The 19,169-nt window shown below is 45.1% G+C and carries 23 protein-coding genes and 1 pseudogene; all 24 read right to left on the reverse strand.

Features of this window, described 5'->3' with window-relative positions; genetic code table 11:
- The coding region (locus AZ66_RS15950) for a protease inhibitor I9 family protein (protein WP_231586903.1) at positions 1-696 on the reverse strand (696 nt) is incomplete at its 3' end.
- A 260-nt stretch (positions 697-956) separates the two neighbouring features.
- The gene (locus tag AZ66_RS15955; RefSeq protein ID WP_044355726.1) at positions 957-1,775 is read right to left on the reverse strand and encodes a class I SAM-dependent methyltransferase; all 819 of its coding nucleotides are present in this window, start codon (positions 1,773-1,775) and stop codon (positions 957-959) included.
- A 38-nt stretch (positions 1,776-1,813) separates the two neighbouring features.
- Complete coding sequence (locus AZ66_RS15960) at positions 1,814-2,311, reverse strand: DinB family protein (RefSeq protein WP_044355727.1); 498 nt, start codon at positions 2,309-2,311, stop codon at positions 1,814-1,816.
- Positions 2,312-2,335: 24 nt separating this feature from the next.
- On the reverse strand, positions 2,336-3,091 hold the full coding sequence (locus AZ66_RS15965) for a hypothetical protein (protein ID WP_044355728.1): 756 nt from the start codon (positions 3,089-3,091) through the stop codon (positions 2,336-2,338).
- 224 nt (positions 3,092-3,315) lie between these two features.
- A complete protein-coding gene (locus AZ66_RS15970; protein WP_044355729.1) occupies positions 3,316-3,801 on the reverse strand; it encodes an 8-oxo-dGTP diphosphatase in 486 nt (161 codons plus the stop codon).
- A gap of 48 nt (positions 3,802-3,849) precedes the next feature.
- The gene (locus AZ66_RS15975; RefSeq protein ID WP_044355731.1) at positions 3,850-4,041 is read right to left on the reverse strand and encodes a hypothetical protein; all 192 of its coding nucleotides are present in this window, start codon (positions 4,039-4,041) and stop codon (positions 3,850-3,852) included.
- A gap of 27 nt (positions 4,042-4,068) precedes the next feature.
- A complete protein-coding gene (locus AZ66_RS15980; RefSeq protein WP_044355732.1) occupies positions 4,069-4,749 on the reverse strand; it encodes an HAD family hydrolase in 681 nt (226 codons plus the stop codon).
- Positions 4,750-4,807: 58 nt separating this feature from the next.
- Entirely contained in the window at positions 4,808-5,389 is a 582-nt protein-coding gene (locus AZ66_RS15985) for a hypothetical protein (protein ID WP_044355733.1), read from the reverse strand.
- 62 nt (positions 5,390-5,451) lie between these two features.
- Positions 5,452-5,751: a DUF5316 family protein gene (locus AZ66_RS15990; RefSeq protein ID WP_044355734.1), complete on the reverse strand. Its 300-nt coding sequence runs from the start codon at positions 5,749-5,751 to the stop codon at positions 5,452-5,454.
- A gap of 190 nt (positions 5,752-5,941) precedes the next feature.
- Positions 5,942-7,636 carry a M3 family oligoendopeptidase gene (locus tag AZ66_RS15995; protein WP_044355735.1) on the reverse strand — a complete coding sequence of 565 codons (1,695 nt, stop codon included), beginning with the start codon at positions 7,634-7,636 and terminating at the stop codon, positions 5,942-5,944.
- Between the two features lie 298 nt (positions 7,637-7,934).
- Entirely contained in the window at positions 7,935-9,629 is a 1,695-nt protein-coding gene (locus AZ66_RS16000; protein WP_044355736.1) for a M3 family oligoendopeptidase, read from the reverse strand.
- 114 nt (positions 9,630-9,743) lie between these two features.
- Complete coding sequence (locus AZ66_RS16005) at positions 9,744-10,259, reverse strand: hypothetical protein (RefSeq protein ID WP_044355737.1); 516 nt, start codon at positions 10,257-10,259, stop codon at positions 9,744-9,746.
- A gap of 13 nt (positions 10,260-10,272) precedes the next feature.
- Positions 10,273-10,770, reverse strand: coding sequence for a hypothetical protein (locus AZ66_RS16010; protein ID WP_044355738.1), 498 nt, complete (start codon positions 10,768-10,770; stop codon positions 10,273-10,275).
- 291 nt (positions 10,771-11,061) lie between these two features.
- On the reverse strand, positions 11,062-11,607 hold the full coding sequence (locus tag AZ66_RS16015; RefSeq protein ID WP_044355739.1) for a hypothetical protein: 546 nt from the start codon (positions 11,605-11,607) through the stop codon (positions 11,062-11,064).
- 251 nt (positions 11,608-11,858) lie between these two features.
- Positions 11,859-12,578, reverse strand: coding sequence for an alpha/beta fold hydrolase (locus AZ66_RS29925; RefSeq protein ID WP_052648550.1), 720 nt, complete (start codon positions 12,576-12,578; stop codon positions 11,859-11,861).
- A gap of 60 nt (positions 12,579-12,638) precedes the next feature.
- Entirely contained in the window at positions 12,639-13,079 is a 441-nt protein-coding gene (locus AZ66_RS16025; protein ID WP_044355740.1) for a GNAT family N-acetyltransferase, read from the reverse strand.
- 191 nt (positions 13,080-13,270) lie between these two features.
- The gene (gene map / locus AZ66_RS16030) at positions 13,271-14,017 is read right to left on the reverse strand and encodes a type I methionyl aminopeptidase (protein ID WP_044355741.1); all 747 of its coding nucleotides are present in this window, start codon (positions 14,015-14,017) and stop codon (positions 13,271-13,273) included.
- A 216-nt stretch (positions 14,018-14,233) separates the two neighbouring features.
- Positions 14,234-14,455, reverse strand: a complete 222-nt coding sequence (locus tag AZ66_RS16035) for a hypothetical protein (protein ID WP_044355742.1) — start codon at positions 14,453-14,455, stop codon at positions 14,234-14,236.
- An 84-nt stretch (positions 14,456-14,539) separates the two neighbouring features.
- A pseudogene (locus AZ66_RS30685) lies at positions 14,540-14,668 on the reverse strand (DUF4269 domain-containing protein); the annotation flags it as partial.
- A 178-nt stretch (positions 14,669-14,846) separates the two neighbouring features.
- Positions 14,847-15,563, reverse strand: coding sequence for a pentapeptide repeat-containing protein (locus AZ66_RS16040; RefSeq protein ID WP_044355743.1), 717 nt, complete (start codon positions 15,561-15,563; stop codon positions 14,847-14,849).
- A gap of 17 nt (positions 15,564-15,580) precedes the next feature.
- Positions 15,581-15,907 carry a PadR family transcriptional regulator gene (locus tag AZ66_RS16045; protein ID WP_044355744.1) on the reverse strand — a complete coding sequence of 109 codons (327 nt, stop codon included), beginning with the start codon at positions 15,905-15,907 and terminating at the stop codon, positions 15,581-15,583.
- Positions 15,908-16,152: 245 nt separating this feature from the next.
- Positions 16,153-17,868 carry an ABC transporter ATP-binding protein gene (locus tag AZ66_RS16050; RefSeq protein WP_044355745.1) on the reverse strand — a complete coding sequence of 572 codons (1,716 nt, stop codon included), beginning with the start codon at positions 17,866-17,868 and terminating at the stop codon, positions 16,153-16,155.
- A 165-nt stretch (positions 17,869-18,033) separates the two neighbouring features.
- A complete protein-coding gene (locus AZ66_RS16055; RefSeq protein ID WP_044355748.1) occupies positions 18,034-18,858 on the reverse strand; it encodes a nucleotidyltransferase domain-containing protein in 825 nt (274 codons plus the stop codon).
- A gap of 24 nt (positions 18,859-18,882) precedes the next feature.
- A complete protein-coding gene (locus AZ66_RS16060; RefSeq protein ID WP_044355746.1) occupies positions 18,883-19,077 on the reverse strand; it encodes a hypothetical protein in 195 nt (64 codons plus the stop codon).
- Positions 19,078-19,169: the final 92 nt, after the last annotated feature.

The following is a 19,169-nucleotide window of genomic DNA, read 5'->3' on the forward strand; positions in this document are numbered from 1 at the left end:
GCCTGTTCCATCGAAGCCAAGCTCCCACGCCTGAGCTGCGTTAATATTGCGCAAGTTCCACGGAACTTCTTGATTGCCAGCAGCAGATTGTGCTCCCGTTAGCTTCGACTTCGACACGATTTCAGATTGAAGCGTATATGTATGGTTAGGCAGAATCTTCTCGATTTCATCACGAGCTGCGAGCTTCTCCATGGCCGCCTTCGTACTTGTTACCGCAATCGCATTCACAATGTAATATGGATGGAATTCACGCACATCCCCAGCGGACTCCATTTGACGGAGCTGCTGAATAATGCCCGATTGCGACTGGTCTGCTGTGCTCATTAGCGAGTTCACAATGAAGTTGCGCACCGTTCGTGTCTGCTTCGCTGATGATTCTCCCTTCTGCTTAGACCATTGCAGCGCATGCTGTGAGATGGCTTTCATATCCGGCTGTTCCCTTAACTTGATGATGTACGTCTCAACCCCGTCAGACTGAAAAGCTTGCAACAGCTTGGAATCGATAACTTGGTGACCACCATCCGATGGCTTCGAATCCATAACTTTCTCATCGTACGCCATCGCTGCATTAGACAGTACAGTAGACGCGGATGAATCAACTGATGTACCAACTTCGGCATACGTAAACGCCGGCGATGTAATGACTAGAATACATATGAGTAATGATGCAATCCAACTTTTCAACCATGATTTCACCTGCAAAATCAGTTCCTCCTCGTAATCTCTCAATCTAGCATGTCGGTTTTAACTTCCTCTTTTCTGGGACATCTTGTAATCTATCATATTTGTTTCCCTCTTACAATAGTCTTGTATTAATGCAAAATTTGTTGCAAATTGTTTCATCCCCTGAAAAATGTGGTTATTTCGTCATGTCTATATACCAAAAAAGACCCAGCTTCGCGGCGTTCGCCTCGATACTGAGTCATCGAATTGTCGAGCAAATTGTAGAATGTTCGTTATCGGACTTTCTTGCCGATGTATAACAAATGGGTTCCTGTTCCTAGCAGCGAAGGATCGGCAGCAGTATCATATAGCAACTGATAGAGGCCCTTGAGCTCTTGTTCGCCACGGCTCGACCAATATTGCCACTGCTCCGGCGTTAAATTTCCTCCAAGCCCAGAGGAGCTGATCAACTGGATTCCTTCAAATCCATGTTCACGCATGAATGGCATAATCTCTTCTACCTTGTAAAAGTATGCGCCAGTAAATCTGCCTTTATCTGCATGATTGAATATTCCGGTATGTAAAAAATCTTGTAAAGCCTCTACATTGTCGAGCGGCTTCCAATTCTGTGGAAATTTAAGAGAGAGAAGGGTGTGTACAAGGCGTGGTCGGAATGCAACAAAGACGATACCACCCGGTTTCGTTACACGGTATAATTCTTCTGCGGCAGCTGCCCGCTCCTCTTCCTCCTGCAAATGATACAATGGCCCTAACATGAGAGCTGCATCAAACTTTTCATTCGGTAGCATATGTAAATTCCTAGCGTCTGCGGCATAGAATCCGCGAAATTGTGCAGTGAGATTAAGCTCAGCAGCCTTATTCTCTGCAAAATCAACAGAGGCAGGTGTTAGATCAGTTAAGGTGACCTGATAACCAGAGCGAGCCAATTCCATCGCGTACCGCCCAGGTCCGGCACCATTATCCAGAACCTCCCCTTGTGATGGAAGATACCGCTTCATGTAATGCCAATTGATGCGAAATTCTAAGCTCTCCCGCTCCAATCTTCCCCATTCGTCAAATCTTGTGTAATAATCAACGATTTCTTGCTGCATCTTAACCCCTCCTCTTTATCCCAAACCATGATGTATGATTAAGCCCCTAATTGTGAGTCCCATACTCCTTGCAGCTTGCGCAAATATACAATCTGTCCGGCGTGATAGGCAATATGAGCATTCATATTGATGAGCGTCGATTCCCAAGGTTCATCGGAACCAGGACGTACAGACTCTTCCATCTTGCGCTCGCTGGACGAAGTCAATTCCTGCTTCCACTGATCAAGAACAGAAGCGAACCGTTGCAGCAGCTCTGACCAATCCTCCTCGGTTCTGTCAGACTTACCCAATCTAAAGGTTTCTTCATTTTCTATTGTCAAATCAGGGACTTGTTTTTGCTGAAAGCGAAGCAAGTAGCGTTCTTGCCAAAAAAGCAAATGTTCAGCAATCTCCCATATCGAGTGAACCTGATTATTCGGCTTCCATAGCGCCTGTGATGCGGACAAGCCTTCCAACGATGCGAATAACGGAGCGAACCAGCCTTTTTCTAAGGTGCAGACGAGAAATTGATCGAGCAATAATTCTTTCTTGTTCATTTTCTTCCTCCTCCAAACGCTATATTATACTTGGGACGTCGATTGCATTCGCTTGCGAGCGCGCGATCTCCATTTGTATAACAACCAGGTCCATGCGGCAGATTCTGTGCTCTTATGCGCGGCTACATGATCTAAAAATATAAAGTCTGACGGCTTGACATGAATGCGAGCGAGCGACTTCACTGAAGTGCAACTGGTCCATTCATCGAACGCGGCAGCTTTCTGTTCGGGGCCGTTGAACGTATCCTTGGACAGCAAATAAATCGTCCCCCTCCTCCACGGGTGGTTGGTGTCTTCAAACGTTTCTCTAGTTAAAGAGAAAAAATAAAATCTCTTATTCCGTAAGCTAATTACACATCCATTGCGAAAATTGATCTTCAGCTTCGCTCGGTCGAGCACGGCATAGAACATGGCCCAAATCCCATCACTAGTCGCAAAAACCGCCTCGGTCATGATCCCGTTGTACAACGTTTGCTGCTTCGTAAGCAGCTCATCGATTTCTTGATGATTCGACCCGTGTAGCAGCACGTTCTCCGCAGCAGCGATGTAACGTACAAACCGTTCTTTTGAATAAGAAGGAGCAATCCGTACGATGCCATCCCCATCAAGCGCTTCCTGATATGCTCGCTTGTATTCCCTCATTTCTCTTTCTGAACAGCTTAGAGGCGCTGTTGTTCTAAGAAGTATGCGCAGCCCCAATTCCGCTAGAAATGTAAGCAAGGACACGATATCCTCCTGAAAAATCGCGATAATAACCTGCAACCCCATCTTTAATACCATATTTAACCACACCAATTACCAATGTGCAATCTTTAAAATTCTCATTAAGGTACAATGATTGCTGCGTTCCCCCTTCAACAAGAAGGTCGGATCATGCAGAGGGCATGCATGACATAATTTCGATACAAATACACAAAAAACGCCAGGCACTCCCGGCGTTTTCTGCAAAGCCTACTTATTACGAGTTTACAACTACCCGATTGGTTGTCCTATTGTCCTCTTCCTCAAACAAGCAAGACAATCTTCTCTTCTATCGCTTGCTTCTCCTCTTCATTCCATACTACGGATATCTCAAATGTCCCTTCCTTGAAGAACAAAGAAAACTTACGTCTGAACCATGACTGCATCGGCAATTCCAACGCTTCCTCAATTGGCACCCATTCTAGTTCCCCCTCCGGAGGATTCTTCAACAATTCTCCCTCATAGGAGGTAGCCAAATAATTGAATACCATGTACCGATAATTCGTAGAAGGAACGACATATTCGTCTAAGCCCTTATAGATCAGTCCACTCACTCGCAGACCTGTCTCCTCATAGACTTCTCGAATTGCGCCCTCTGTCAGACTTTCTGGAAATTCGACCTTGCCTCCCGGAGCCAAATACCCAGGAAAGCCCTTACTGTCAGGACGATTCATCAAGAGTACTTGATCTCCATCCTGTACCATACACATCGTATACATACCGTATGTAATTTCATTCGATGCAGTCATTTCTATCCCCCAACTTTCATGTAGAACAGATTATTAGAGTTCCGATTGTTAGTATCGTTGTTTATTGGCGGGATGACCTTGTAGTTCATTCACCTGACGTTCCAGCTTCCCGATCCTGAGATGCAATTGAGAGGTACGCTGCTTTGAGCGAACAATTAGAAGCACCACTCCGATCATCACTGCGACTAGAACAAGCAGGAACAGAATTCCTCCAATCATGTTCTCCCATACAAATGACAATACTATATCCTCCATTTCACCATTTTTTTATACAGACTCAGCTTGAGGGCTTGCTGCAACACTTGCAAGTACAGCATTCAATTCCTTCTCCGCCATCGAGTCTAATCGTCCATCACTTCCTGTAAATTCCATATGCGAGGTAACATTGTTCGGTACGACCACACAGTAAGCTCCCGCTGCTTTGGCTGCGATCATGCCATGCATCGAATCTTCGAACGCAACCGCTTCCGTGCCTTTAACATCAAGTTCACGCAGCGTCTTCTCATATAAATCTGGAGCAGGCTTGATACGTTCAACATCATCTGACGTGTTCACAACTTCAAAGTATGAGCGAATATTGAACTTATTCAAATAGGATTCAACCCACACACGGTTCGAGCTAGATGCAAGTCCGATACGTAATCCAGTACGCTTCGCTTCGGTTAGATACATCTCAACTCCAGGTCTCAAGCCCTTCCCTTCCATGATAATCGCGAACTGCGCATCCGCCTCCCGCTTGAATTCGTCGCGATCTATCGGACGATTTGCATGTTCTACTATATAATCCAATGGATCAAAATGCTCGAAGGAAGCACCGACACACTGTCCCCATACTTCTATTTTCAAGTCTACTCCGTACGCAGCACTTACCTGTTTATACGACTCATACCATGCTGTTTCCGTATCGACAATCAAGCCATCAAAATCAAAAATAACTGCTTTAATCATTCGAATCCGCTCCTTCTACCATGCAGATGCCACAGCAACATGCACAGAATTGTTGTCGTTATTGTTGGTTGTCAAGCTCACGTTCTTCCTTCGACATGCGAGACTGCTTTTTCATCTTCTTCTGTTCTTCCTTACGCAGCGCATCGTTCACTTCTACCTCAATCTCGGTCAGTACTTCTTCCAACTTCTTCGGCTTGGCTAACAGATTAAAACCTAGTGCACGCACCGTATTGATAGGCCCAGCTGGGAGCGCCCACCAGCCAAATACGAAGGTATAAAGACTGAAGGCCATATTCAGAAGCGGTGTCAGATGATAACCCTTCACATAATAGCCCGTTTTCGTTCGATAGCTGAATATCCCGAAGGATAGACAGACCTCATACTGCACGAATTCGGATTCGTGATCAATTAGACATTGTTCATAGTTGGTTCCTTCTTGTCGAAGCTGCTCACGATTCAAGTACAACCAAATCACGAATTCATTACTCCGCTTCTGATCCTTGCGGAATACGATATACAGCAGAAGCATTACCGAGAGAACAATAGATTGAAATACGATATTGCGATAATCTTGCCGAATGATGCTAGACACTAAAAAAATGGCAAAAAGCCCTGCTACAAGTAACAATACAAAGTGCATGATTGAATCTCCTGTTGACTAGTTAATCCATGAATTTCTGATACCGAAAGTTCGTACCCAAGCTATTGGCTAATCGCTAGTAAAATCAGAGATAGCACAATAAATGGGGTGGACATGATTAGAAACAAGGTTCCCCACCGTTCACGGTTCTGCCGCTCGTTCTTACTGCTCGTGTGGTGGTGAATATATCGTGCCTGATTCGGATCGGCAAACACGCCAAATAATAAGGCGCCTATTCCAATCAGGATTGCAGCTGTGAGACCCAGCCATTTGCCAGTTGTGGTTAGGCTAGCTACACTTACTAAAATAAGTGTTAGGAGCAGACAGCTTCCACACGCGATGCCTAGCCACTTCATCTTCATGCTATCCCTCCTTCCTCAACCAATCAAGTTATCGTTCAATAACTTGCACAGCTATATTATACACGACTGAACACGATTACGAACCCTGTAATTTCCAAACTTCTTCCATTCTCATTCCTTCTGTCTCTATCCGTATGCAAAGACCACAAGCGTAATCGCTTTTGGTCTTCGATGCTTCTTCTATTGAGCGCTACAAGGCAGTATCGTCAACCTTGTTCAACCAGTTCTCAATGTCCCCGATCACCGAAGCAATACAGCCATTTTCGAATGGTGAGATCAGTCCCGCTACTTGCATCAAGCCTGTGAAGGATTGACTTCCGCCCGCACGGCACAGCTTCAAATAATCTGCCCAAGCGGCTGTAAAATCTTCATTCATACGCTTCCAGAATTGGAACGCACACATCTGTGCCAATGTATAGTCGATATAGTAGAATGGCGATTGATAGATATGTCCTTGCTTCTGCCAGAATCCGCCACGCTCCAAGTAATCATTGCCTTCATAGTCTCTATGCGGCAAGTACTTCTTCTCGATGTCGCGCCAAGCCGCCTTACGTTCAGCTGGGGTTGCTTCCGGATTGCTGTATACGAAATGCTGGAACTCATCCCCAGATACACCGTGTGGAATGAACTGCAATCCGCCCGCCAAATGAGCGAACTTATACTTCTCTGTATCTTCTTGGAAGAACAGCTCCATCCACGGCCATGTGAAGAACTCCATGCTCATGGAATGAATTTCTGCCGCTTCATAGGTTGGCCAGTTATATTCAAGCACATCGAAATGACGGCTCTCGTACACTTGGAACGCATGGCCTGCTTCGTGCGTCAATACGTCGATATCATGAGACGTACCATTGAAGTTGGAGAAGATAAACGGCGCGCCAAATTCACTTAAGAATGTGCAATAACCGCCGCTTTGCTTACCCTTCTTGCTAATAAGATCCATCAGCTCGTTCTCACACATAAAAGTGAAGAACTCGTTCATCTCCGGAGACAGTTCTTGATACATCTTCGCTCCGTTCTCAACGATCCATTCTGGATCGCACTTCGGTGCTGCATTGCCTGTCTTGAATTTGAAGGATTCGTCATAGTAGTACATTTTATCAACGCCGATCCGATTGCGTTGGCGCTCTATCAGCTTCATTGCAGCTGGCACAATATGTTCCAGCACCTGTGCTCTGAAATTCGCGACCATGTTCGCATCATAATCCGTACGGCACATCCGGTCATATCCAAGCTGAACAAAATTCTCGTAGCCCAACTTCTTTGCAATTTTCGTACGTACTTTCACCAGATCATCATATATGCGATCAAACTTCGCTTCGTTTTCCGCCATGAATCCGAACCTCGCCTCAGATGCACGCTTACGCATGTCACGATCTGTAGACAGCTCGAATGGTGTCAATTGTGCCAGTGTACGCTCTTCCCCTTCGAATGGGATTTTGGCAGAAGCGATCAATTGAGAATGTTCGGTTGACAGCTTGTTTTCCAGCTGCAAGTCTTCAATAATTTCAGGGCTGAACGTCTTGAGCATTTTCTCAGCCAACTGGAACAGCTGAATGCCCCATTTCTGTTCAAGTTCTGATCTGAACTTCGAATTCACAAGCGCCCGATAGTAGTCTGTTATGTATTCTTGGATTACTGGACCTACCTCGTCCATGTATTCCTGCTCGGCTTTGTAGAATTCATCATTCGTATCGATCGAATGGCGAATAGATACCAATTGCACCTGTGTATCGAATTCACTGCGAAGCTTGTTAATGTCAGACATGATGTCATCCTGCTGCTCGAAGCTGTCTGCAGCTTCAAAGGAACTGATCAGTCGTTTCATTTGCTGTTCAATTTGTTTCGCATCCGGTCGGACATATGCGTATTCACTAAACTTCATCTTCTTATGCATCCTCTCTATTAGATAATCCATAGATTATTTTGGTGGGGAATATTGTAGAAAATAGAAGCCGGCTGCACCCACATGAAGTTCCGAAACACTTTAGCTTTATTCTACCCGCCCTTTCATAGCCATACATGGAAGAAACTATCTACGAACCCCCTCCCCCTAATATTACCAGTACATCAATTTGCAATAAAGGGAGGACAGCTAAAATTCGACCTTATGCAAAGACCACAAGCACGACTCGTGCTTGTGGTCCAATTGTTAATATCAGTTGTGATTCAATGCTGATTGCTTACAATGCCGCATCATCGACACCATTCAACCAGTTCTCAATGTCCCCGATCACCGAAGCAATACAGCCATCTTCGAATGGTGAGATCAGTCCCGCTACTTGTACCAAACCTGTGAAGGATTGACTTCCACCTGCACGGCACAGCTTCAGATAGTCTGCCCAAGCGGACTTCCAATCTTCATTCATGCGCTTCCAGAATTGGAATGCACACAATTGTGCTAAAGTGTAATCGATATAGTAGAATGGCGATTGATAGATATGGCCTTGCTTCTGCCAGAATCCGCCGTGCTCCAAGTAATCATTGCCTTCATAGTCTCTGTGCGGCAAGTACTTCTTCTCGATGTCGCGCCAAGCAGCCTTGCGCTCCGCAGGTGTTGCTTCTGGATTGCTGTATACAAAGTGCTGGAATTCATCCACCGTTACTCCGTATGGGATGAACAACAGCGCGCCAGCCAAATGAGCGAACTTATACTTCTCCGTGTCTTCCTGGAAGAACAGCTCCATCCATGGCCATGTGAAGAACTCCATGCTCATCGAATGAATTTCGGCAGCTTCATACGTAGGCCAGTTGTATTCTGGCACTTCGAAATGACGGCTTTCGTACACTTGGAACGCATGGCCCGCTTCATGTGTCAAAACATCGATATCGCCGGATGTACCATTGAAGTTGGAGAAAATAAACGGTGCGCCGTATTCGCTCAAGAATGTACAGTACCCGCCGCTTTGCTTGCCTTTCTTGCTGACAAGATCCATCAAATCATTCTCACGCATAAACGTGAAGAACTCATTCATCTCTGGCGACAATTCCTCATACATCTTGGCTCCGTTCTGTACAATCCAATCTGGATCACCCTTCGGCGTCGCATTCCCAGTCTTGAAGTTAAACGACTCATCATAGTAGTACATATGATCAACGCCGATCCGGTTGCCTTGACGCTCCTTCAGCTTCGTAGCAGCTGGCACGATATATTCCAACACCTGCGCTCTGAAGTTCGCTACCATTTCCGCATTGTAATCGGTGCGGCACATACGGTCGTATCCAAGCTGAACATAATTCTCATAGCCCAATTTCTTCGCAATCTTCGTACGCACCTTAACCAGATCATCATAAATGCGGTCGAACTTCGCTTCGTTCTCGGACATAAAGCCGAACTTCGCTTCAGAAGCACGCTTGCGCATATCGCGATCTGTGGACAACTCGAACGGTGTCAGCTGTGCCAGCGTACGCTCTTCCCCTTCGAATAGAACTTTCGCAGAAGCAATCAATTGGGAATATTCTGTCGATAGCTTGTTCTCCAACTGCAAGTCTTCAATGATCTCAGGGCTGAATGTCTTGAGCATCTTCTCAGCCAACTGGAACAGTTGAATGCCCCACTTCGCCTCGAGCTCCGCTCTATACTTCGAATTCACAAGCGCCCGGTAATAGTTAGTTATGTATTCTTGGATAACGGGACCTACTTCATCCATGTACTCTTGTTCTGCTTTGTAAAATTCGTCATTTGTATCGATCGAATGGCGAATGGATACCAGCTGCGCTTGCGTATCGAATTCACTGCGAAGCTTGTTGATGTCTGACATGATGCGATCTTGCTGTTCGAAGCTTTCCGCAGCTTCAAAGGAACTGATCAATTGTTTGATTTGTTGCTCAATTAACTTCGCATCAGGTCGGACATATGTGTAATCGCTAAATTTCATCTCATATGCACCCTCTCTATTAGATACTCCATAGATTATTATAACGGAAATGTTGTAAAAAATAACTATTTAAAAGTAAGAGAGTGTGCATATGCGGCTAATAATTTTTAATAATTACGTTACAAGCTCAACAAATTCTTCTACGTTATGCTGAATATAGTAATGGATATGTTCAAGCGTCGCTGGTGCTTGCTTCTTGTACGCTTCATAAAGGTGAGATACCTTGCCGTAGAGTTCCTCATTTTGTTCCAAATCAGCAACGATCGCTTCACGCCAAGATCGGTCTGGCTTGCGCTTGTATGACTCCACTAACGCTTCTACTTGGTCATACAAGCGCAGCATGCCTTCATCTTCAAATTGCCGCATGCCCTTCTTCAAAGCCTGCCACGCCTGAAGATCACCTACAAAATAAGAGGAAAACCAATAAAACTCATCGATAGATTCAGTATGCTTATGAAACACAAAAAACATAAACAGTGCCTTTTGACCCTCGGTCAACTTAGCATACACCTGTGACTTCTCAATAGGGTCCTTGCCCTTGATTCGCTCAATGATAGGCTCAATCATCTTCCAGCCCAGCGAGTCTTGTGCAATCGAACGATATACGTCCGTTTGCATTTTAATAATCATGACAATCAACCTCCTAGTTGTACTTGCTCATTAATGGCTCTCCATCCCGATCACTCAATATGAACAATCCCCCATCCTGGATTGCAAAATCCATCTGACCTGCCGGCACTTCGATCACTTCAATCAGCTGTCCCTGTGCATCACGCAGCAGCATGGTCATGGAATACGTAAATGACATTGACTTCACCGTCTTAGGTTCAGCCTCAGTCTCAGATTGTTCTTGTAGCTGAAATGAAGTCACTTCGATATTGCATTGCTGTTTCTTGGCTGTACCTAACGCAATGGCCAGAGTTCGGTTTCGATACAGTTGGTTATATGTCTCTCGGGTCAGGAAAGGCTTAATCCTCTCGTATCTCCCGAGGATCTGATCCACATGTCCTGTAATTTGCGTATAATCAGGTACATCGTATTGTGCTTGCTTAAATGCTTCGGCCAACTTCGTGTACTGCTGCCATTCTGTTGACGAGCAGCCGATTGTGGACAACATGACACAGAAACACAATACAGTCATCCATATGATCCTCATCCTGAAATTCATACCTCCAACTCACAAAACGAGGAATAACTACTACCTGCACGATGAACCAATCCATCGAAGACATCCGATGAACTTGAAAGATCAAGAATAGTTGGAGCACTGTCATGCACATATAAAAAATGGAAAAAATCACATGTTGTGGGCAAAATATCATTTCGTGTGTAAAGAAAGAACGAGTTGTTTGTTGTGGAAGTCTGAGGTGTGCTTCTTCACCTTTGCTTGCCTGTAGAGCGCATCATAGGGCAACAAAGACAAGTTATTCTTCTATTGAGAACCATGTTCGTCTGCTACTTCCTGCTTGTTACGGAGGGAATGAATGAGAAGTGCAATGAAGTAACTGAACACTATCGTGAAAATAATCCCTAATAAATACGTGAATAGATTGAAGAAAGCAGAATTCATATACGGAGTGAGCAAATAATCCAATAAGGAATTGTCCGAAACATCATCAGGCACGCCCTCTCTCATAAACACAAAGCGCTGTACCAATCCTAATCCAATCGATATTCCAATGAGGAAAATGAGAAACCCGCTGTTGGACTTCTTATTACTCAACCGGTTCATATAAACGAATCCTGATGCAGTACCAATGAGGGCCAGCAACAAGAGGTAGAACGGAACAAATAGGAGGATTGCAATCAATCCTATGTTGCCATTGCCTGATGTTCTGCCCGTTGAATGATAATGAATGGTCATCATATCAATGAGTTCAAGTTCGAGGAGCGTGACGACGAATAGGCATACAAAAACACCAAGCATAATCTTCTGCTGCTTGGAGCCGGAGATGACCGCATTCCAAAAGCTTGACATCCGTACACCACCAGAGATTTATAATATATGCCATATTGTACCATTTATTTGTTATGCAGATCAACACCTCAATTATGCCTAATCGGTGAACTTTATTAGCCACCTTCCCAACAATTGAGACTTATTCCCAATATAAAAAAAGAGAAGGAACAGTGCACTCCTTCTCCTGCATCATCTTTAATTTTCACCTTTTTAGCTCGACCTCAGATCCGATTATAAAAGTTGTAAAAGTTCCCGAGCCCTGCCCATGCTCACTTGTCACACTGATTCAAAAAGTCTCGAATCGTCTCATACAATCCTTGTTCTTCCGTCATTCTAATTCCATGCCCGGAGTGAGCGAAGGGCCGCACCGTGAGATCCGCGCACATCAACTTGTAACGATTCAGATCTTCTTCCGTAATCATTGAATCATCCAGCATACCATGCATGACTAGAACAGGCTGTGGAAGCATGATTTCAAGAGCAGCATATTCAGAATCACGATGAATTCCGATAACCGCTTCCTGCCGAATGTGCGGTAAGCGTTCGTGCGGAATGATGTATTCATGTAAGTATTCTTCGGCCCACGCTTCGCTCATGGCGCGATGCTCAGGCGGATAATCATCAAGCAGCAGACTGCGTATATGCGGCTTTCCTGCTCTCACATACCCCAACGCATAGGATACTCCTCTTGAGTGGCTGTACATGTGATATTGAATCAATCCAGCAGCCTGTACAACCTTCTCGATATCGGCCACATGCTCCTCCAAGCCATATCCAGTGAGCGGTGTGTCACTATGTCCTCGTCCACGGAATGACAATGCCACACATCTTCGCGGAAGCAAGAATTCCATAAGTGATTCAAATTCCTCCGCGGTCTCGGACAATCCCGGGCAAATAAGCAATGGGGTAATAGACGGATCTGCTTCATCCAAAGTATCCAGAACATGTATGCCTACGCCATCGCTGCTGTTCGTCCGATACGATTTCATCGACATCCCCCTTTAATTGCGAAGTCGTTGCAAGATCTCTTCCTTCTCTTGCGTCATTGCTTAGTTCAATGGCTTAATAAAGCCATATGCCGCATCCTTCGTAAATCCAAGCTTCTCATAAAATTGATGCGCATCCGTTCTCCACGCACTTGATAAAAGAACAACACTATGACAGTCGCTTTCTACGGCAATTTTCTCAATCGCATCTACGAGGATTTGTCCAATGCCTTTTCGATGATAGCTTTTGCTAACGATCATATTTTCCAGCACCATGTACGGGCGACATTGACCTGTTAAGTCATAACAGCGAATCCCCATTACGGAGCCGACAAGCTTGCCGGAATCATCTACTGCACCTATGAATGTATAGTCTGGGTTCGATTGCAGCGCAGTAAATCTTTCTCTTAGCCTTTCAATGTTCGTCTCACTTTCATCGAGCTCCGTATATAACTCTGCCAACTCATCAAGTTGAGTTCGTGCAACTGTCTGTATATGTATCATTGATTGATCCCCCTTTTCGCGATAGACAGATATATCCATTCTATAATCACTCTGACAAATCCTTCAACATATAAATTAACCGGGGATACAAAAAGAGAAAACGCCCTCTAAATGGGATGATCTCCACCAGAGGGCGCTTGCACATGTTCACATACATGACGCGTGTAACAACTGCTCGCAGCTGTTTCCACTTATAAGGTTGTCAAAATAACTGGACCATCCTTCGTAATCGCAATCGTATGCTCATATTGCGCCGACAAACCGCCATCAGCTGTACGTGCAGTCCAACCGTCGCTGTCGAGCTTCACATGATAGCGGCCCGTATTCAGCATCGGCTCGATCGTAATGACCATGCCTTCCTTCAAGCGAATGCCGCGATTTGGAGAACCATAGTGCGGTACTTGCGGCTCCTCATGCATATCCTTGCCTATACCATGGCCGATGAAGTCTCTTACTACCGAGAATCCATTCGCTTCTGCATAGGATTGAATCGCATGTCCGACATCTCCGAGTCGATTGCCTGGAACCGCCTGCTCGATGCCGAGATACAAGCATTTCTCCGTAACGGTGAGCAATTTGTCTGCCTGCTCCGATACTTCACCGACACGGTAGCTCCACGCCGAATCAGACAGTGCACCATTCAAATTTACGACCATATCAATGGTTACGATGTCGCCTTCCTTCAATGGCTCTTTGTTCGGGAACCCGTGACAGATCACATCATTCACGGATGCGCATGTCGCAAACGGAAAGCCGTGATATCCCTTCTGTTCAGGCGTTGCACCATGCTTATGCAAATAGCGCTCCACGAACTGATCGATCTCATGTGTGGTCACGCCAGGCTTAATCATACCTGCGAGCTCTTGATGCACCTGCGCAAGCAGTCTCCCCGATTCGCGCATTGCATCGATTTCTTGCTGACTTTTCAAAATAATCATATTTCTACACCTCAATAGCTGCGTAATGACGTAATATATCTTATTGTACACCAAAACACATTGCTACCCGGTCATTTATCACAAAAAAATTCATTTTGGCATCAATTGGTGTCTTTTCTCGGTCTTTCCACTCCACTGTAACATGCTGCAAAATCGCATTTCTCAGCCTTATACAACATGGAAGGGTTGGTTGATAATCCTCCCCATATGAGCTTCCTACTCTTCTGGCTGCAAACTCTCAATGGCCGTAAAAAATACGTCCATTAATTCCATTTCGAAGTTGTGCTGCACATAATCCGTAATCTCATGAAGTTCCTGTTCAGATTTGAATTCAAGCACAGGACGTCCTTCGCATTTCAAGACGGTACAGCTATACTTCTCTTTGACCTGCTCGATGATATAATCTTGACTGACTGGTGCAACTGATTTTCCACTCATGCTGTGACTTGCCCCCCCTATTATCTTTGCCAAATGTTACATATGTATCATTTCTAGCAATCAGCAGCATGATTGTCTATGAAATTAATCACAATCGATTCGAAGTAATTGTTCATAGGGATCGCCATCAAGCTGAAGAAGCAGTGCGAAGGCAGGCTCGGTCTTCATACCCCGCTGTTTCAAGCTGATCACTTCCTTTCGGAACGATTCGCCATACTCTCTGCACTGCCATAGAGCAAATAGTCAGTGGTAAGCCACTTTTTCAAGAATGCCCCTCCTTCCTTCCATTACGAGACTTCGGGCTATAACAAAAACTTACCCGCTGCCTAATGGCCCGCAGGTAAGTTCACATTATGAATTCTTCATCCTTTACGCAGACGCACCAAGCTTCTTAGCGCACCGTTACATTGGACAAATCAGCCTTATAGCTCTTCAGCAGCGCATAAGTCAGCTTATCCATCGTCGCCCCGTCGAAAATCGTCTTCTTCACATCTGTCTTAAATGACACATTGTTGAATACCGCATTGCGGAATGTTGTCTTTCGCAATCCAGCATAATCAAACACAACCCCATTGAATGTTAAGTTGTCAAAGCTGACGCCAGTGAAATCAGAGTACTTGAACGTGGTATTCTCGAAAATACAATCTGTGAAAATCGCTTTTCTCGCGCTTGACTTCACAATTTGCGCACCTGACAAATTTGCCCCTGTAAAGTTGACCTGATCCAAGCTGCTGCACTTGAAAGAACTATTCGTTAAATCCGAATAGCTGAAATCCGATCCTTTCAAATTGCTGTAATTGAACTGTCCATCATGCACAGAAGTCGATTTGAAATCAGAGTTTTCCAAATTGCTTTTCGAAAAGTCCATCCCCACCTTCTGCTGCAGCTGAACCGTTTGCGAATTAATACTCTCAATGAGTTCAGAAATCTCACCAATCGATTCAATCGTTAGAAGATAGGCTGCCTCATCATCATAACCCTCCTTCTTCAAATCGCTCAGCTTCTCCTGTAAATCATACAGCAGTTCTTCCTTCAGTTCCTGGATCTGCTTCAAATCTTCATATGGGGAAAAGACGCTGTCCAAGTATCGTCTTAGTCGCTCATTCATCGCATATTCCACCTTTCTTATATCAAAATATCTAATATTTTCTTCGCATATTCCCAATTCTGCTTATTGTCTGCATACGTGACGCGCCCTTTGTCCGTAATGCGGTAATACTTCCGTCTACCGCCATGCGTCTCGTCGCCCCAATAGGAAGTAATGTTTCCTTCTGACTCCAGCCGCTTCAGACTGGAATACATTGTGGCTTCCTTCAGCTCGTATTGCCCGTCTGATCCACTGTGCACCAGCTTGCATATTTCATAACCGTATTTATCTCCACTCATCAGCAGCTTCAAAATAATTGTATCCGTATGGCCGCGCAGCAAATCGGAAGACAGCTTCGCATTCATGCAAGGATCACCTCCTCAATAACAATATAGATCAAAGTACTATGACAGTCAAGGTACTATTATGATCATTGCAAATTATCCTCACACAACCACCTGCTGGAAGTGCTCCAAGTACCCTAATCGAACAAAACAAAAAGACCTGATTCGAAACGCAATCATGCGTGAATCAGGCTTCAAAATCTAATTCATTTTATCGTACAAATATACAAGTATGGTCAGCAATGCTGTCAGCACATAATTAGATGCTATTCTCTGAATTGCGCCTTGTGCAGTCGGCTATACACGCCGCCTACGGCAAGCAGTTCGTCATGACCACCCTGTTCTACAATTCCCTTATCGGTTACAACTACGATACGATCGGCATTCTTAATCGTTGCCAAGCGATGAGCGATTACTAGCGTTGTCCGTCCTTCCGACAATTCCGCTAGAGACTGCTGGATAGCTGCTTCCGTCTCCGTATCAAGAGCAGATGTTGCTTCATCCAAGATAAGGATTGGCGGATTCTTCAAGAACATACGCGCAATGGCGAGGCGCTGCTTCTGACCACCCGACAGCTTCACTCCACGCTCGCCAATTACTGTGTTCATGCCGTCTGGCTGATCACGAATGAAATCATCCAGCCGCGCGCGTCGTGCTGCTTCCCAAATATCCTTATCGGAGGCTCCAAGACGTCCATATGAGATATTCTCACGAATGGTTCCAGCGAACAAAAAGACGTCCTGCTGCACGATTCCAATCTGCTTGCGCAGCGATTGCAGCTTCATATCGCGAATATCGGCGCCGTCTACCGTAATACTGCCTTCAAGCACGTCGTAGAATCGCGGCAGTAAACTGCAGAGCGTCGTCTTGCCAGAGCCCGACGGTCCAACGAAGGCAACCGTCTCGCCGGCATTGATGGCAACGTTAATGCCGCGCAGAACAGGACGATCCTGTTCGTAACCGAACGTAACATCTTGGAACCGAATATTGCCGCGCAGCATGCCCACATCCACTGCATCCAGCTTATCCTTCACGTCAGGCTCGGTGTCGATAATCTCTACATAGCGCTTGAATCCAGCGATTCCTTTCGGATAACTCTCGATCACAGTATTAATCTTCTGGATCGGGCCGAGGAATACGTTCGTCAGCAAAATAAACGCCAAAAACTCTCCGTAAGATAATTCCTTCTGAATGACAAACCATGTACCGCACAACAGAACAAATACGGTTACAATACGCATCAAAATATAACTGATTGACGTATTCCACGCCATGATGCGATAGGACAACAGCTTCGTCTTGCGGAAGCGGCCGTTGTTCTCTGCGAACAACTCCTTCTCATGTGTCTCGTTAGCAAAGGCTTGAACAACGCGGATCCCGCCAATGCTGTCTTCTACGCGAGCATTGAAGTCAGCAAGGTCTGTCATCATTCTCCGGAATGTCCCCATCATCTTCTTATTGAAATAGATCGTGATGGAACATAGTAACGGAACAACGACGAACGTCAACACGGCCAGCTTCCAGTTCAACCCGAGCATAAGACCAAATGCGCCGAGCAGCGTCATCACCGCAATGAACAAATCTTCCGGCCCATGGTGGGCTACCTCGCCGATTTCGAGGAGGTCATTCGACATGCGAGACATCAGTTGCCCTGTCTTATTGTTATCGAAGAAACGAAATGACAGCTTCTGCAGGTGCTCGAACATTTTCTTGCGCATATCTGTCTCAATGTTAATGCCGAGCATATGCCCCCAGTACGTGACGACAAAATGCAGCACCATATTAATCAAATAGATCACGAGCAGGCCAATGCAAGCCCATACAATCCACGTCCAGTTCCCTGTTGGCAGCAGCTTGTCCACAACCTGGTTCACTGCCAACGGGAAACCGAGTTCAAGTAATGCGACGAATACCGCACAGGAAAAGTCTAAGAAGAACAGCCCCATGTAAGGACGATAATAGGAGAAAAACCTTCGCAGCAATCGATTCCCTCATTTCTCTATGTCAGTATAATCATAATCAACAATCTATGTCATTATATAGCATTGATAATGATTATCATAGAGAAAAATAAAAAAAGACTCGAGTTCACTTCCCCGTGATCCCGAATCTCCAGAAATACTTCGTTATTATAGTTGCGTTACCAATCATGTTACACAGCTAAGTTCATCATCGAACAAATGATTGCACTCATTCATCAAATAAGTCATATATGCCAAAGCATCCCGCTTCCTCGCCCACTTTGAAGCATAGAGAGATTCCACGATGCCTCGTCTTTGGTTGATCGATTCTTGCAAAATCTTATGCCACCGTGGAGGAACTATGCTCAATGCATATTCCCCCGCTCCAGCCTTACTCACAATCGCTCTTTCACGGAACGTATACCATTGTCTGGTTACACCAAGTACACCCCATGCAATTTGAGCACGATTGAGCAGCAGGAAGGAATGAATAGACAATAACGGTGTTGATCTCTGTATCCAATTCGCCCAATAGGTATTCAAATTCTCATGCATGTCAGACATGAACAAGTTCATATCTAAGGGAATATCCAATTCAGAAATAGGCGGCCCAACGATTGCTATGCCATGATGCTTCATTTCATACCAGGTCACACGATTGAGCTCGAAATAACCGGCTCGGTTCATCTTCCCATCGCAATAATAGGGAAACGAGGCAATTTCATGAGACAGCTTGCCCATGTCCTCCCAAGTCAAGTAGATCCCGTTCATATTAGGCTTTGGAGCAAACCGCCTTACTTCCGCATGTATAATAGCCATTTGTCTGATCTCATCTGCATTCAGTCGTTCACGAGTGATCGCAATGAAATCGATATCGCTTAATGATAACGAATAATCCCCTAACGCGATAGAGCCATAGAGATACAATCCCTCTAGCCAATCCTGCTTATATTCGCCAATCAATTCAATATATCGATTCAAGATAGACTCTATCTCAGGTTGTATATTCACCAATGCTGTACACTCCCCAGTATGTTACAAACTGCTCGGATACAAAATCATGGCCATGAAAACCAGTGTAACCATGAGGCCAACTACGAAAGCTCCATAGCGAACACCACGTAAATGCTGTGTTTCTTTGTCATAGTGCTCTCCTCGTCGAAAGATACCATAGTACAATCCAAACATCAATTCGAACAACATCATCATAAAGCTCTTCAACGTTCGCATCGGAAAAACACTCCCTATCTAATCAGATTATGATCATTGCCTCTTCTGACTAGTCTTGATGCAGCGCTGTCTGATGATTTCTTTTTTATATG

Source organism: Paenibacillus sp. E194, from assembly GCF_000935845.1.
GTDB classification, from domain to species: Bacteria; Bacillota; Bacilli; order Paenibacillales; family Paenibacillaceae; genus Paenibacillus_B; species Paenibacillus_B alvei_B.